The sequence below is a fragment of the Paenibacillus sp. GCM10027630 genome (assembly GCF_042676305.1).
In the GTDB taxonomy this organism is placed as follows: Bacteria; Bacillota; Bacilli; order Paenibacillales; family NBRC-103111; genus Paenibacillus_S.
Genome location: NZ_JBHTGY010000056.1, coordinates 114066 through 129808 on the forward strand (window position 1 = coordinate 114066; position 15743 = coordinate 129808).

A 15743-nucleotide genomic window follows, 5' to 3' on the forward strand; every position below is an offset into this window, starting at 1 on the left:
GGTGGTAGTTTATTAAAGGGCTTCCCCTTTTAAGAGTTCGTTAAATTTTGTCAGACGCTCTTGTTTCCTGTCGAAGGAGTTACATTTCTATGGATTTATCGAATCTCATTAACCGACCTAGAAGAAAACCTTCTGCATACCGGAGGGGATTATGGGTTGCAACGCTGGAAGGCTTCCCTGCGATCGTTTTGCTGCAGATGCTGGGCGGCCCTTTTCTGACAGGCTATTTATTATTTCTAGGGGCGACCTCAGAAGAAATTGGCCTGGTCCTCGCTGTTACTACTCTTGTTAACGTAGCTCAAATCATGATAGCTTTCTGGATGCAAAAAATAACCAACCGCAAATGGACTCTGCTTATTTTCGGAGGATTGCACAGAGTGTTATGGGCGGCAACAGGGATTATTCCTTTTGTAATTGCCAAGGAGTGGTGGGTTCCTGTTTTTATAGTGATGTATTTTACGGCGTTTTTGTCAAATGCCGCAGGCAGCGTTGTATGGTCATCCTTAGTTAGTGATATGGTGCCTGCGCCGATTCGCGGCAAATATTTTGGACTTCGCAACACAATTCTATGGGCTATTGGAGCTGTAGCTATCTATGCAGGTGGACAAATCTTGGAGGCTTATCCAGGAGGAGAAGGGTTCCGGTATTTGTTTGTGATATGCGCCGTATGTGCAGTGCTTAATATAGTTGCCTATGCCTTTTATCCGAGCCCGCCTTTTGAGAAATCAACCGAAAGCCAATTGGGGCCAATGCTTCTCAAGCCTTATAGAGACAGGGGATTTCGGGCTGCGATCCTGTTTTTGTCGCTCTTCTTGTTCTTACAGGGTGTTGCGGTTCCTTTTTTTAACTATGTTATGCTGGACGTTATGAAATTAAGCTATGAAAGCGTTTCATTCTACACGATTGTGATGACCTTAGTCATGATGGCAAGTTATTACATATGGGGATTGCTGAATAGCAGATTTTCGGCCAAAACACTACTGCTATGGACTCTTCCTATTATAGCTGCATCTTGTCTGGCTTGGGGTGGCTTGGCGTTAATGCCCGCAGTTGTTGTGCTAACTTTGGTTCATGTCCTGCTAGGAATTGGGACCGGAGGATTTAATCTACTCGTATTCAATTATATTATTGGTGAAACTCCAAAGAGTGAAAGGCCTATGTTTTTCGCCGTATACTCAACTATAACAGGAATAGCCGGTTTTCTTGGTCCGATGCTGGGAGGATTTATGTATAAGCAGCTGGCCCTGTTTCCTTTATGGGTTCAGCAATATGGAGTTTCCTGCGCTGTTGGCTTGCTGCTGGCACTAATCGGTATGGCGGGGAAATATGTGTTTAGCATTCAATCGAAGGAAGTTATAAAGCAATAATGTAACCGGTAACAGTAATAGATGGATAGTGAGAACCTGGGGAGGTAACGTCAAATATGAAAAAAAGGATCGGAATTATAGGGCTTGGGGACATTGCCCAAAAGGTATATTTACCACTTCTTTCTGCAAACGAGCAGGTGGAGATTGTCGGATTAAGCAGCCGCACTACAGCAACGGTTACGAAGGTAGCCGATCAATACAGAATTGGCGGGCGTTTTGATTCTCTGGAAGATCTTTTAAAAGTTAAGCCGGATGCGGTGTTTATCCATAGTCCTACGGAGACTCATTATGAAATTGTAATGGATTGTTTAAAGCAAGGTGTAGCGGTTTATGTGGATAAGCCACTTTCCTACAGCTTGGCAGAGTCGGCCGCAATGGCTGAATTTGCTCTGAAGCAGGAGATTCTGCTCGCTGTTGGGTTCAATCGCCGCTTTGCCCCCATGTACTTGCGATCCAAAGCTTGGCTGGAGGAAGCCGGCGGCTTCGAGCAATGCACCGTTACAAAGCATAGAACCAAGCTGCAAAAGCACAGTGCCCGGCATACCCTTCACGATGACTTGATTCATATGCTGGATTTATTGCTTTGGTTGGGTGGAGACAAGCATGAAATTTTGCATTATGCACAGCAGACGGATGAAGCTGGAAGGCTGTTAATTGGAACGGGGAGCTTGGCTTTCACGAATGGAGATCAGCGATCCGGTACCAGATACGGTCAATTCAGTATGGTTCGGCGTGCCGGTTCTGATCTGGAGAAGCTGGAGCTTCACGGGTCTTTCCGATCGGCTGAAGTAGTGAATATGGATTCAGCTATTTTGTCAGCCAGCACTGCTTCTCCGCAAATCAGCAGCTTTGGCAGCTGGGACGGAGTTCTTCATCGGAGGGGCTTTGCTGGAATTGTAGATCATTTCATACATTGCCTGGATCATCCCGAAGCCTGCTCAGTCAGCGCAGCTCACGTTCTTGCCGTACATGAGCTTGCAGATCGTTTATCGCCTTCATGATTTATCATATTATAATGCCTGCATAATATTATCCAGTCGTTTCAACAGAGGGACATGTGTGGGAGGTGCTGATCCATTATTACAAATCGGTATGAACAGTCTGCTATTTACGAGCAATCATTTAAATTATGCTCCTCAGGTATCGCTTGCGCCGGCATGGATGGACAGATGATAATAGTCAATCCTGCACTATGCGGTTTACTGGGGTACGATGAAGAGGAGCTACTGGCCCTAACGTATTTCGCATTAGTCCATCCGGCTGATTTGCAAGCATTTCAATTGCAAATTGAACAATTGAAGGAGCACGTCCCGTCTCTCGTTCCATTTGAGCTGCGTATGATACATAAGTCTGGACAATCGATTTGGACGACTCAGCAGCTGTCTTTGATTACGATTGATACGGTTGATTCGACCGATTCGGTTCAGTCGGGTCAGCAGTCCGTTCTTCATATCCATATTACTGGAATTTCCATGCAAAAAAGGCAAGCGGAACAGGCTTTGATCAAAAGCCAGAGAAGCTTGGCAGAAGCTCAAAAAATCGCATGCATTGGCAGCTGGGATTGGGATATCCAAAAGGATGAAATCATCTGGACGGAACAATTATTCTGCATTGTTGAACTGCATCCGTCTCGTGTCGTCGGCAAGTCCAATAACATAATGAATTTTGTACACCCCGATGACCGGGAACAATTCCAGCAGAAGCTGGGGCTGGCTACAACCTCTGGCATGTTCGAGCTGGAGTGTCGGCTTATTACGGCCAAAAGACATAACAAACATGTATATATTCAAGGTATTGTCATATTGGATGAGCAGGGAGCACCTCATAAAATTCAAGGAATAGTCCAAGACATCTCGGAGCGCAAGCAGTCGCAAGCACTATTAGAGGAAACCTATGACAGGTATACTTCTCTAAAAAATTATAATCCCGATGCCATAATGGCACTTGATCGAAGAGGAATTATAACGTCGGCTAACCCTGCAGCCAAGGATCTCTCGGGTTATACCATTGAGGAATTAAAGGGTGTACATTTTACAAGCTTGCTGCATGATGAGGATGCGTCAATTATGACAGGGCGGTTTAAGCTGTTGATGAAGGGAGAACAAATAGAAAGAGCGGACATCCGAATGCTGCATAAGGATGGTCACGTTATTGATCTGCTTGTAACACTTGCCCCTATCATTATCCAGCAGCAATTGACTGGATGCTACGTTATGGTTAAGGATGTTACAGAGCAGAAGAAAAGGGATGAGATGCTGCGTAATTCTGAAAAGCTGTCGGTTGTAGGTCAGCTGGCTGCCGGAGTAGCGCATGAAATCCGTAATCCGTTAACTGCACTTAAGGGATTTATTCAGCTCATGCTGCACAGTAATCAACAGGTTCCTAAGTATTTGGACATAATGAAAGAAGAGCTGGAGCGGATTGAGCTTATTGTAAGCGAGCTGCTGGTGTTATCCAAGCCCCAATCTTTGCAGCTGAAATCAATGAATTTGAAGGACTTGGCTGAGGAAGTAATGGCTTTAATCGGCACACAGGCCATTATGAACAATATAGAAATTATATTGATTGCCGAGCAAGATCATTACCCGGTTTATTGCGATCCTAACCAGATTAAACAAATTATCATTAACTTTTTGAAAAACTCCATTGAAGCGATGAAAAAAGGTGGAGTCATAAAAATACAGCTAACAGATGAAGCTTCTACTGGATACATCGTTCTTAGTATTGAGGATCAAGGCAGCGGTATCCCTGAAGAGCTGCTGACACGCTTGGGCGAACCCTTTTTCACAACTAAAGAGGGCGGCACAGGCTTAGGGCTGATGATCAGCCATAAAATTATTGAGCAGCATGGCGGGCAGTTTTTTGTGACAAGCAAGCTGAATGAGGGTACACGGGTAGAAGTGAGGTTTCCCCTCCCAACAGAGAGACAGGTTATAGGTACATAGAGCAGGGGTATAATAAGAGGAGACGGACTTTCGGGAAAAAGAGGGAGACAGTGAAAAATGAGTAAAATTACAAATGACCGAGTACCGCCGGGACAAACTTTAACCGAGGGATTCCCGGTTCTGCACTACGGCACGGTCCCTTATTACAATGATATGAGCAAATGGGACTTCAAGCTGTTCGGGCTAGTTGAAGAAGACGCAACGATTAGCCACAAGGATTTTATGGCGTTACCGCGGCAGGAGTTCAACAACGATATCCACTGCGTGACGACATGGTCGAAGCTGGACAATGTATGGGAGGGTATTGCCGTAAGCGAGGTGATGAAGCGGGTTAAGCTGAAACCTGAGGCGAAGTATGTCATGCTGCATGCGGAGCACGGATGGTCAACGAATTTGCCGCTGGAAGACTTCTTGCGGGAAACCTCCTTCTTCGGCATCCGACATAACGGGCAATTGCTGACCCCGGAGCATGGTTATCCTGTACGAATGGTGGTGCCCCACCTATATTTCTGGAAAAGCGCCAAGTGGATTCGTGGTATTGAGTTCATGGAGAAGGATAAGCCGGGCTTCTGGGAGCGTAATGGCTATCATATGTACGGCGATCCTTTTAAAGAGCAACGTTATGATTTTGACTAGGCTTTAAAGCGCCTGTTTTTGAACAGTCCAATCTCTATTACTCCTTCGTTCATAAAATGCTGAAGATTTGTTTACTTCTACGGGTGTAATTCTCGTTCTTTTCATATTGTTGGTTAATGTTTCTCGTGCATTTATCTAACAAAAGACAGCCCTCTTTCCTTCGGGATTGAGGGCGCTTTATTTATATGTTTAAGAATTCTTACAGTTCTGTTAGGGCATTATATATTTTGGGACTGCGCTGACAAAGCGGTTTCTATCATAAAAACGAAGGAGTGAGATGAATGGATAAAAACAAAGACCGCAATATACAAGAAGGTTCTGACAGCAGTGCGACAAACATGTCAGGAGTTGGAGAAGCTGTAGGAACTACGGGCGGTGCTGTCGTAGGTGCTGTAGTGGGTTCCCTATTAGGCCCTGTTGGTACCGTTGCAGGTGGAATCGCAGGTGCAGCGCTAGGCAATAAAATGGGCGACAGTGTTGAAGGTAACGATAATAACACGAATGAAAACGAAAAATAAGGTTAGATATATCTTCCAAGTGAGGATAAAAAGAGGTGGCGGGGAAACCTATCCGCCTTCTTTCTATTTTAAAAGGCAGCCATCGCTATAGTAGCGAAGCTGCCCTTTCATGTTTATTCCAGGTTGGCATGATTTCCGAACATGGCTGAGGAATCTAAATCCAACCTGTTCATCATTTGGAGAATGATTGAATCGAACAGCAGAAGAATACTCTGCTCAAACAAAGAGCCCATAGGCTGAATGCTTGTTAGACCGCTATCCGTTGTGTCCTTGGATAGGGCGGGTATTTGAATGACGATATCTGCTAATCGCCCAATGGATGAGTCAGGAATAACTGTTGTGATCGCTACAGCAGCCCCTATGCCTGCAGCTTTAGCCGCCATGGCAAGCAAGCTTTTCGTTTCTCCTGAGCCGGAGCCAATGATCAACAGATCTTCTTTCGATAAACCCGGTGTCACAGATTCACCTACAACATAAACCTGAAGCCCCATATGCATCATCCGCATAGCAAAAGCTTTCATCATGAGACCGGATCTGCCGGCTCCAGCCACAAAGATCCTTTCTGCTTGCAAAATATGTTCTACTAATTTCTCAGCGGATTCCTCAGAGATTAAAGATGCCGTACGATTTAACTCTTTTATAACCTCATTTGTATATTGAGTAATCTGCATAATTACACGCCTTGTTTAACTAATGATTGCATTGTTGCAGCTGCAAATTTTTTGTTTTCATGGCCAGTAATGCCGCCGCCAACGATAACAAGATCGGGATTTGCCAGGATAACTTCCGGCAGGGTATCCAGCTTGATACCGCCTGCAATAGCGGTCTTGGCATGCTTGACCACCCGTTTAATAGCTGCAAGCTCTTCGAAGGAATTTTTTCCATCAGCCTGATGGTCGTAGCCGGAATGTACACAAATATAATCTACCCCGAACGCATCGATTTCTTTCGCGCGACCTTCAATATCTTTTACATTGATCATGTCTACCATGATTTTGCGGTTTTGCTTTCTAGCTTCCTCTACCGCGCCTTGAATCGTTTTGTTATCCGAAACACCCAACACGGTAATAATATCAGCACCGGCTTCAGATGCTTTCATGACTTCATAGCCACCGGCATCCATAATTTTAAGATCAGCCAAAACCTTCAAATGAGGAAAGGCTTCTTTGATTTCCTTGACGGCCCTCAGCCCTTCATTGATAACAACAGGTGTGCCGATTTCAACGATATCTATATAAGCTTCGACTTCCTTGACGAGCTCCTTAGCTTGAGGAATATTTACAAGATCCAATGCTAGTTGAAGTTCCATTAATACCTCTCCTTTATAACAATTAGTTGTAATTTTTCTGAACAAGACTTATTCTAGGACTTAACTATCCAATTGGGAAGTACGCACTTGTAAGTGGTGTAGTTACTCAGAAGATACTATTGAGCCTGGCTTGATGATTCGGTTCGGGTGTTATTAGACATTCTCTTGAAAAAGGAGTGAAGTAATCATGGCAAGTGAGTTAAAGGAACGGATTAACCTGAAGGAAATTAATTGCGAGAAAGAATTGACTCTTGCAGTTATTGGGGGGAAATGGAAGCTGATTATTCTTTGGCATCTGGGGTTAGAGGGGACCAAAAGGTTTAGCGAGCTGAAAAAATTAATCCCTTCTATCACTCAAAAGATGTTAACTAACCAGCTTCGTGAGTTAGAAGAGGACCAACTGGTGACACGTAAAGTGTACGCCGAAGTTCCTCCAAGAGTGGAATATTCATTAACGGATTATGGTGAAAGCTTAATGCCTATTTTAAAAATGATGTACAACTGGGGCAAGGATTATGGTGAGAAGGTAATCTGGAATGAAGGCTCTGAGTCATAAAGGCATTGGAATAGTGTCAGGAGCTTCGTCTTGACCTGTGCTCCCAGAATCCAAACACGGTGGCCGCGGGAAGTGAGTATCCGTAAACCCTGAGCAAGCTGGATGGCGGAGGATTTGACCGTGAAGCGGAGTTCTGGGCCAAAACGTCGGTTATCCAAACCTTGAATAGATGAATCGCGAATATGCTAAATTTAACAAATGAAATTGTAGAGGTTTAGAATGATGTTAATAACCCCCTAAGGGAATTGCTCCCTAGGGGGTTATTTGCGTTTGTAGGTTAAAACAAGCTGATTGTCAACGAAAGCCGTGCGGTTGCAAGTAATCACCTAACTTCAAGTGAGATGATTATAGATTGGGGTGGATTTGGCGCCCATAATGAAAATGCAGACGGGCAGAGTTCAGGAGTGAAGGGGGATAGGGCTTAAATTACTTGGTGTAGGTTGAAAGATAAGCGTATTAAAGGAGGAACATGCAACATATGAAGCAAATGATACGAATGAAGAGATGGATAAGCATCGTTATGACAGCGGTTCTAATACTGGCTTCAATACCGTTAAACAGTGGTAACGTGCAAGCGGCAGTGACTTTGCCGTACTTTGAAAATTTTGAGACTTGGACTTCGGGAAATGTATTGAGCAGTTTAGGTACGGCTGGGACAGGTACTGCAACGACCTCCAGTAATGTAACGGTAAAGGATATCAAATTCGCAACTACCATTCTTGAGAATCTGATCAATACCACAGCGGTATCAGACCTTAATGCTAAGGTTGTTGACCTAAATGGTAGCAAGGTGCTCCATTTAATTGATAATGTTTCGGCCAGTAAAGGAAGTATTAGTGCTCTGACTACCTTTACCCCTCAAACTGTTGCTAGCGGGGCAAAGTTTAATATGGAGTATGATTTTTTGACTAACACTCTCAGCGGGGGAACGAATACAAACGCCCGGTTTCGGGTTGCAAACAGTAGTAATAACATAAGGCCAATTTCTATTGAAACCGGATCTGGCAATAAACTTCAATATCGAAATGCCAGTAATGCTCTTACGGACTTCTCTCCGCCACTGAACTTCAGTACCGGTAAATGGTATCACATAAAGTTTGAACTTGATTTATTAGACTCTAAATATAACGTTATTGTTACGGATAGCAGCAATACATACACGGCTTCATCCGTAAGTTTTATTACCTCACCTACCTTCACAGATATCGGTGGCCTTGAGATCAATACTGGCGATGGGGCTCAAATGGAATTTTATTTAGACAATATCAAAGTGTACACAGCACTTCCTGCTCCAACGCTTTCAGCGCCAACCGTAGCTTCCGGTAAAGTTGACTTAAGCTGGAGCTCTGTAACGGGTGCAACGTATTATAACGTCAAACGCAGCAATACAAGCGGAAGCTTGTACACCTCCATTAATACAAGTCCAGTAACGGGGCTTAGCTACTCAGATACGACGGTAACGAACGGACAGGACTATTATTATGTCATTACAGCCGTTAGCCCGGTAACCGAAAGCGTATACTCCAATCAGGTAAAAGCATCGCCAATCGCTCCTAGCGCTCAGCCTGCACCATCAGGATTGACGGCAATTGGTGGCAATAATAAAGTCGATCTTCAATGGACAGCAGCCACTGGTGCGGCATCCTATAACGTCAAGCGCAAATTGACATCGGAAAGCTCCTACACCATTTTGCAAAATGTTGCAGCACTAAGCTTCACCGACAACAGCGCTCTTAATGGAACTGCCTATGACTATGTGGTTACGGCCGTTAATGTGTCATCGGTAGAAAGTGCAAACTCCAATTCTGTATCGGCGACACCTAATACTCCTTCGCTTCCTGCTGCACCGGCAAATCTGGTGGTTTGGGCAGGCGACAAGCAAGCAAGTTTATACTGGGGCAGCGTGTCGGGGGCGGCCTCATATAAAATCAAACGAAGCGCGAAGGCAGGTGGCCCGTACACGGTTATCAACACTGTGAACGCTGGCAATGCAAGCTTCACAGACACCGGCTTAACTAACGGAACCACTTATTATTATGTGGTGACTGCTGTAAACGCACTGGGAGAAAGCGACAGCTCAAGCGAGGTGTCGGGCAAGACAAGAGCTTTTCTAATTAATGATAATTTTGAAACAAGCGTGCTTGGAGATACACCGTCAGGGTATGTAACTATTGCTGCAGCAGCGGATGCTGCGATTAATAACATAACCGTAATTAACAATAATAATTTGACGAATAAATATTATTTGCCGACTGAGGCTGCACCGGCAAATAATAAATCACCAGCTATTATAGGAAATTCAACTAATGTATTGTGGATCAATGATAATGCAAATGCAAGTCGCAGAGGCGGCTACACGAATACTTTCACTCCGGTATCAGGTAAAAACGGCCTAACCGCTGAGTTGGATTTCATGCAGCCTAAAGTCATTGGTGATTCTTATCCTTTAGAATTGCTCGACAGCTCAGGCAAGACGGTACTTTCATTCAGTGTTACGAATCTCAATACTTTTTTACCCATTAACCCTAGTAATGCAGTCAATTGGTATAATCTAAAATTCGTTGCCGATACAGGTACAAATTCTGCTGATGTATTTCTTAACGGAATTTACGAAGGAAACTATAAGTTTAGTACACTAGACACCAACATTTCCAAAATTCAAGCAAGAACAGCCGGGTCGTCAACTGGTAGTATGTATGTTGATAATGTGAGAGTTTACAAGCAAAGTGCTGTAACTCCACAAATGTTGACCACAGCAGGCGCTAACAATATGGTAGTGCTTAAGTGGGGCGCAGCTAGTGGAGCAGATTCGTATAACGTATATCGAAGTACAACTTCCAAAGGCGCTTATACGCGTGTTGCAACCGATCTGTCTTCACCAACCTATACGGATACGGGATTGGAGAACAAGAAAAATTATTATTATGTTGTCACTAGTGTTAATGCGAGCGGGGAAAGTGATTTCTCTCACGAGGCCTTGGGCTATCCGAACAACGTACAGCCTCCTGCTTCAGCACCCGTATTTTCTAATACGGCTATCCGGGACAGCCAGATTACCCTGAATTGGAGCGAAGTACAGGGCATAGATGGAGATGGCATGAAAGTCGTTTCCACCTATACACTCTATAGAAGTACGACACCAAATGGTCCTTTTGTTACAGTGGCACAGAAGTTTGGCGGTCTGACGTACCTGGATAAAGGTCTAGTTGATGGTACGGAGTACTATTACCAAGTTGTAGCTGAAAATATGGGAGGCAGCAGTCCGAGCTCTGACCTTCTAAAAGTCGCCCCAGCAGCGCCTGTAGGAGCACCGACTCTATTAAGTGCTGTACCAGGAAACGGCAGTGTTACTCTGAATTGGTCCCCGGTGGCCAAGGCTACAGGGTACAGTGTAAAAAGAAGTACTGCTAGCGGCGGACCTTACACAGAATTTAAAGCGGCCGGTACTAGCTACACAGATAACAGTGCAGCTAACGGAACGATTTACTATTATGTCATAACGGCATTTAATGCATCACAGGTAACCGAAATTAATCCTGAAAAGATAGCTATGCAAGAAAGCAGGATCTCTAATCAACTGAAGGTGATGCCATACATTCCTGTATCAGGTGCGCCTGTTCAGCCGATAAACTTACAAGCAGCTGTAGATACAGGCAGTGTGAAACTTACTTGGAGCGAGGTGCCTGGTGCAACCCAATACAAGGTGAAAAGAGCGACCACAAGTGGCGGTTCCTATGATCCGGTAGTTTCAAGCAGTGCAGCATCCTATGAGGATAAGAGCGTTGTCAACGGAACGACTTATTATTACGTGGTCTCAGCAGTGAATGCGAGTGGAGAAAGTCAACAATCAGATGAGGTCGTGGTGCTCCCGGCTAAAGTGCTTACTGTTGATGCCAGTCCCACAGCGGACCAAGGGACGTTCAAAACCATTCAAAGCGCTGTAAACAGCATTCCGACAACCAATACGGAAAGAACGGTCATTTATATCAAGCCAGGAACGTATACGGAGAAGCTGGTTGTAACTCGTCCATATGTCAGTCTTGTCGGGGCGGGGATGGATGTGACCAAAATCGTGTATGGTGATTACGCAGGAACAGCGGCAACGACAGGTCAACCGGGACATACCGGCAACACCTTCCTTAGCCAGACCGTTGATGTCAATGCAGATTACTTCATGGCTGCCAATTTGACGATCGAAAACAGTGCTGGTCCACGTTCTGCAGTAGCGCAGGCTGTAGCGTTATCATTGAAAAGCGATATGGCGACATTCGAATCGGTCAAATTGATTGGCTATCAGGATACGTTGTATACCGGATTGAATGCTGCGGGGAAAGGCCGTCATTATTTCCATAACAGCATTATTCAAGGAGATGTCGATTTCATTTTCGGTGAAGCTCCAGCTGTAGTATTTGATAATGTGAAAATGGTTCTCGTCAGCCAAACGGGCGGTGGAGGACACATCACGGCAGCTGCACAAAAAAATACAACAGATGTCGGGTATGTGTTCTTGAATTCCCAAGTTGTTGATGATGCTTCGGCACAAGGCGTTTACGATTTGGGACGCCCATGGAAGGATAATGCCAGCGTCAGCTTTATTAATACGTTAATCGATTCTAAGAAGTTCCTTAATGCTGGTTGGATTGCGGCTTGCGCGGGGACTTGCCTTTCGTACTCTTTTAACGAGTATAACAGCTATGGAGCAGGAGCAGATGCGGCTTCGCGGCAGATCGCCAAGCAACTGACGGGCTCAGAAGCAAGCAAAACCATTTCTACTCTTTTCAGCGGTTGGGATCCTTCAATTCCTGTCATGATGCCGAAGGTAAGTTACTTGCCGACAGTATCCGTTACTAATTCAACCTTTGACAAGAAGATTGCCAATCAAGCTGATATTCAAGTTATGCTGCAAGCTAACGGAATAGCTTTGAACAAAATTAAAAATAATCAGACCGTACTCGGTAAATCAGATTATTCGGTTAGCGGCAGTGTCGTTACCCTTAATAAATCCTTCCTTGCAGGACTTCAGACAGGGGCAACAACGCTGGTTTTCGAATTCGGAGAGAGCTTTGTTCCTCTAACGATCCATGTAGTGGATACCTCCGCAACGGATATCGGGAAGCAGATACTTGCTGTCAACGATGGATGGGCTTCCTTTACAACGGGAACGAAAGGCGGAGCAGCGGCCGAACCTGCCAATATTTATACAGTAACTAAGCGTAGTGAGCTGATCAAAGCATTAGGCGGTAATAATGGTACCAATGCTACGAATGCCACTCCAAAGATTATCTACATTAAGGGCACTATTGATATGAATGTGGATGATAATGACAATCCGGTAGGCATGGAGTATTACAAGGATGCGGCGTATGATCTGAATGCTTATCTGGCAGCATACGATCCGGCGGTTTGGGGAAGAACATCAGTGCCTTCAGGCCCCCTTGAAACGGCTCGCGCTGCGTCAGAAACGAATCAGGGCAACAAGATCAAAATTAATGTAGGCCCTAACACGACAATTGTTGGATTGCCTGGCTCAAACGCCAAGGTTTTGGGTGGTAATCTGATGATTCAGAACGTGGATAATGTCATTATTCGCAATATTGATTTCCAAAATGCCTTTGATTATTTCCCGCAGTGGGACCCGACTGACGGGGATACAGGTAATTGGAACTCTGCTTTTGACAATATTACGATTAAAAACGGCACGCATATTTGGATCGACCATAATACGTTCAGTGACGGCAGCCAACCTGACGACCACAATCATACGTATTTCGGACGCAAATACCAGCTGCATGACGGAACTCTGGATATAACGAATACATCCGATCTGATCACGGTATCTTACAATTACTTCCACGACCATGATAAAACAACTCTTGTTGGCGGAAGTGATAGTTTTACAGGCGATACGGGCAAAGAAAGAATTACATTCCATCATAATTATTATCAAAATGTAGGCCAACGCGCGCCTCGCGTTCGTTACGGGCAAGTTCATCTGTACAACAATTTCTATGAAGGGTCCTACAGCCATCCGACCTATCCGTACTTGTACTCGATGGGAGTTGGCGTTGAATCGCAAATTTATGCGCAAAACAATTATTTTGTCCAAGACGCAGGGACACCGGCACAAGCTTTAATTCAAGTGCTGGGAGGAAAAAACTTCACAGATAAAGGTTCTGTACTGAATGGAGCGGAAGTAAATATTGCAGCAAGCAGCGGTGGTTTAAGTGATGTTAGCTGGACTCCTACGTTGTTTACTTCGATGGATGCAACTAAGGAGGTACCTGGGAAGGTTACGGCACAAGCTGGGGCAGAAAATACACTGCCTGTAATGTCAGCTCCGACCCTTACAGCAACACCGTTTTTGAGGCAAGTGAACCTTTCGTGGAATGCTGTAACAGGAGCCAAAACCTATAGTGTGAAGCGCAGCTTAACTAGCGGCGGTCCATACGAGCTGGTGGCTGATAAGCTTACTTCAACAAGCTATGTGGATACAGGATTGATCCGCAGCATGACATACTATTATGTAGTTACAGCTGTGAAAGCTGCTGGGGTGGAAGTTACATCCAATGAAGCGAATGCAAGAGTAACCTACGAAGATTCCAATAAATCTTCAGGCAATTCTTCATCGACTCCATCGGGGTCAAGTGGAGGTACAGTAACTGCTCCGGCAAACGATTCGAGCATTCGTGTGACGCCATTGAGCGAGAAAAGAGCGGATGGAACCACGGTAGCAAGGGTTATTGTGGATGCGGCGGCTCTGTCTAAAGCGCTGGATAGTTTGCTTGCAGCTGGCAGCAGTACTGCTGAACCGAAGATTCGTATTGAGGCCGAAGTGAAGGAAACAGCTGCAACGGTTGAGATTCCTGCTTCCTCCATATCGGATGTGCAAGGTAAAGTACCTGCGGCGGTTTTGTCCATCAAATTGGATAATGTCACATATAGCTTGCCAGTGAAATTGATTGATGTAAAAGAACTGGCAAAAGGATTAGGCGCAGATGTTAAAGATGTGAAGGTAATCATATCGATAGAAAAGGTTACAGGAGCATCCGCAGCTGGACTGGAATCCAAGGCAAAAGAAAACGGATTGAAGCTGCTTAACCATGGTGTTGATTTCAAAATTACGGTTGAAGCCAATGGCAAATCTACATCCATTAATGATTTTGGCAGTACTTACGTGGAACGAACACTGGAAATTCCAAACATGGTTGATCCGAATAAAGTAACAGCTGTCCTTTATAACCCTGCTACCGGCAAACTAATCTTCGTACCGGCGATTATGAAGGTAAATGGCGGTGTTACAGGCGTGACAATCAAACGTCCGGGGAATAGTATTTACGCCATAGTAGAGTCGGGCAAAACGTTTGCCGATTTGAACGGTCACTGGGCTAAGAGCGATATTGACCTGCTGGCATCCAAGCTGGTGGTCGATGGAACAACAGCAACAAGCTTTGCACCCCAAAGCCCAATTACACGTGCTGAGTTTGCTACACTTCTCACGCGCGCCCTGGGCTTGAACGAAGGGAATAGCACAGCATACTCCGACGTGTCGGCTAACGATTGGTACGCGGGTTCTGTAAGTGCTGCTTCTAAAGCAGGTCTGGTTGCTGGCTTCGAGGACGGTTCCTTCCGTCCGAGCGCCAATATCACCCGCGAGCAAATGGCTGTGATGGTCAGTCGTGCAATTGGTCTGGCTGGCAAGAAAGTAGACTCTGATGCGAAAGCATTAGCTGTTTTCACCGACAGCAAGGCTATCAACAGCTGGGCATCAAGCGCTGTCGCTCAGTCTGTGAATGCCGGTATTATTAACGGCAAGTCGGCTGACGCATTCATGCCTAATGAACATGCAAGCCGTGCAGAAGCTGCAGTCATGCTGAAACGATTGCTGCAATTCGTTGAATTTATGAACTAAACGCATTACACATTGAAAGAGCAGGGAGATCATTCTCAATGTCATTAAGTTAACATCGAGATCATTCTCTCTGCTCTTTCTTAACATATAAGAGGGAGTTAATTGCTTTATAGCGCTCCCTCTGGTACCCTTTCTAATGCTGCTTAAGTGATCGTGCGTGAACAGATGTTCAGAGGTTGCTTTCATTCTAAAGGAGACTAGGATTTTCGGAGGGCTGCCAAAAAGAAAGGCGATAGATGGAAATCCTCCCGTTAATTCAGTCTGGATATCGTTAGAAAGCAATCTAACTGGAAATACTCCTGCTAATAGAGGTGATAAGGGGTGATATCACCCAAAATCCTTAGAATTAGCATGAGAAATTCCAGTTATAGGGCTTGGAACGCTATTATGTGGAAAAATAACGTGACATTTGGATCTCTGTCAAGAAAGTAGACACTCAAATAAGAGATATCACACAACCTTTTTGTAATACATGGCCTCGTATTGATCCGGTGAAACATAGC

The 15743-nt window shown here is 44.9% G+C and carries 10 protein-coding genes and 2 pseudogenes; 10 read left to right on the forward strand and 2 right to left on the reverse strand.

What is annotated here, in order from left to right; translation table 11 throughout:
• Positions 1-89: 89 nt before the first annotated feature.
• From ACFQ0C_RS27700 to ACFQ0C_RS27725, 6 genes are all read left to right on the forward strand, one after another.
• The gene (locus ACFQ0C_RS27700; protein ID WP_379371485.1) at positions 90-1367 is read left to right on the forward strand and encodes an MFS transporter; all 1278 of its coding nucleotides are present in this window, start codon (positions 90-92) and stop codon (positions 1365-1367) included.
• Between the two features lie 56 nt (positions 1368-1423).
• On the forward strand, positions 1424-2368 hold the full coding sequence (locus tag ACFQ0C_RS27705; RefSeq protein WP_379371487.1) for a Gfo/Idh/MocA family protein: 945 nt from the start codon (positions 1424-1426) through the stop codon (positions 2366-2368).
• A gap of 105 nt (positions 2369-2473) precedes the next feature.
• A complete protein-coding gene (locus tag ACFQ0C_RS27710; protein ID WP_379371505.1) occupies positions 2474-4312 on the forward strand; it encodes a PAS domain S-box protein in 1839 nt (612 codons plus the stop codon).
• A gap of 57 nt (positions 4313-4369) precedes the next feature.
• Positions 4370-4948 carry a sulfite oxidase-like oxidoreductase gene (locus ACFQ0C_RS27715; protein WP_379371489.1) on the forward strand — a complete coding sequence of 193 codons (579 nt, stop codon included), beginning with the start codon at positions 4370-4372 and terminating at the stop codon, positions 4946-4948.
• Positions 4949-5015: 67 nt separating this feature from the next.
• Positions 5016-5087 carry a YjcZ family sporulation protein gene (locus ACFQ0C_RS27720; protein ID WP_379371507.1) on the forward strand — a complete coding sequence of 24 codons (72 nt, stop codon included), beginning with the start codon at positions 5016-5018 and terminating at the stop codon, positions 5085-5087.
• Between the two features lie 142 nt (positions 5088-5229).
• Positions 5230-5466 carry a glycine zipper 2TM domain-containing protein gene (locus ACFQ0C_RS27725; RefSeq protein ID WP_379371491.1) on the forward strand — a complete coding sequence of 79 codons (237 nt, stop codon included), beginning with the start codon at positions 5230-5232 and terminating at the stop codon, positions 5464-5466.
• A gap of 113 nt (positions 5467-5579) precedes the next feature.
• Here the strand turns inward: ACFQ0C_RS27725 and hxlB are convergent, their stop codons facing one another.
• The gene (gene hxlB, locus ACFQ0C_RS27730; RefSeq protein WP_379371493.1) at positions 5580-6137 is read right to left on the reverse strand and encodes a 6-phospho-3-hexuloisomerase; all 558 of its coding nucleotides are present in this window, start codon (positions 6135-6137) and stop codon (positions 5580-5582) included.
• A gap of 2 nt (positions 6138-6139) precedes the next feature.
• A complete protein-coding gene (gene hxlA / locus ACFQ0C_RS27735; RefSeq protein WP_258214192.1) occupies positions 6140-6775 on the reverse strand; it encodes a 3-hexulose-6-phosphate synthase in 636 nt (211 codons plus the stop codon).
• Between the two features lie 187 nt (positions 6776-6962).
• On the opposite strand from hxlA, the gene ACFQ0C_RS27740 reads away from it, so the two are divergent.
• From ACFQ0C_RS27740 to ACFQ0C_RS27755, 4 genes and pseudogenes are all read left to right on the forward strand, one after another.
• The gene (locus ACFQ0C_RS27740) at positions 6963-7331 is read left to right on the forward strand and encodes a winged helix-turn-helix transcriptional regulator (RefSeq protein WP_379371496.1); all 369 of its coding nucleotides are present in this window, start codon (positions 6963-6965) and stop codon (positions 7329-7331) included.
• Positions 7332-10917: 3586 nt separating this feature from the next.
• Positions 10918-12378: pseudogene (locus ACFQ0C_RS27745) on the forward strand (pectinesterase family protein); the annotation flags it as partial.
• A pseudogene (locus ACFQ0C_RS27750) lies at positions 12370-13641 on the forward strand (pectate lyase family protein); the annotation flags it as partial. The pseudogenes ACFQ0C_RS27745 and ACFQ0C_RS27750, both read left to right, overlap by 9 nt.
• Positions 13642-14607: 966 nt before the next feature.
• Positions 14608-15240, forward strand: coding sequence for an S-layer homology domain-containing protein (locus ACFQ0C_RS27755; protein ID WP_379371509.1), 633 nt, complete (start codon positions 14608-14610; stop codon positions 15238-15240).
• The last annotated feature ends 503 nt before the right edge of the window (positions 15241-15743 follow it).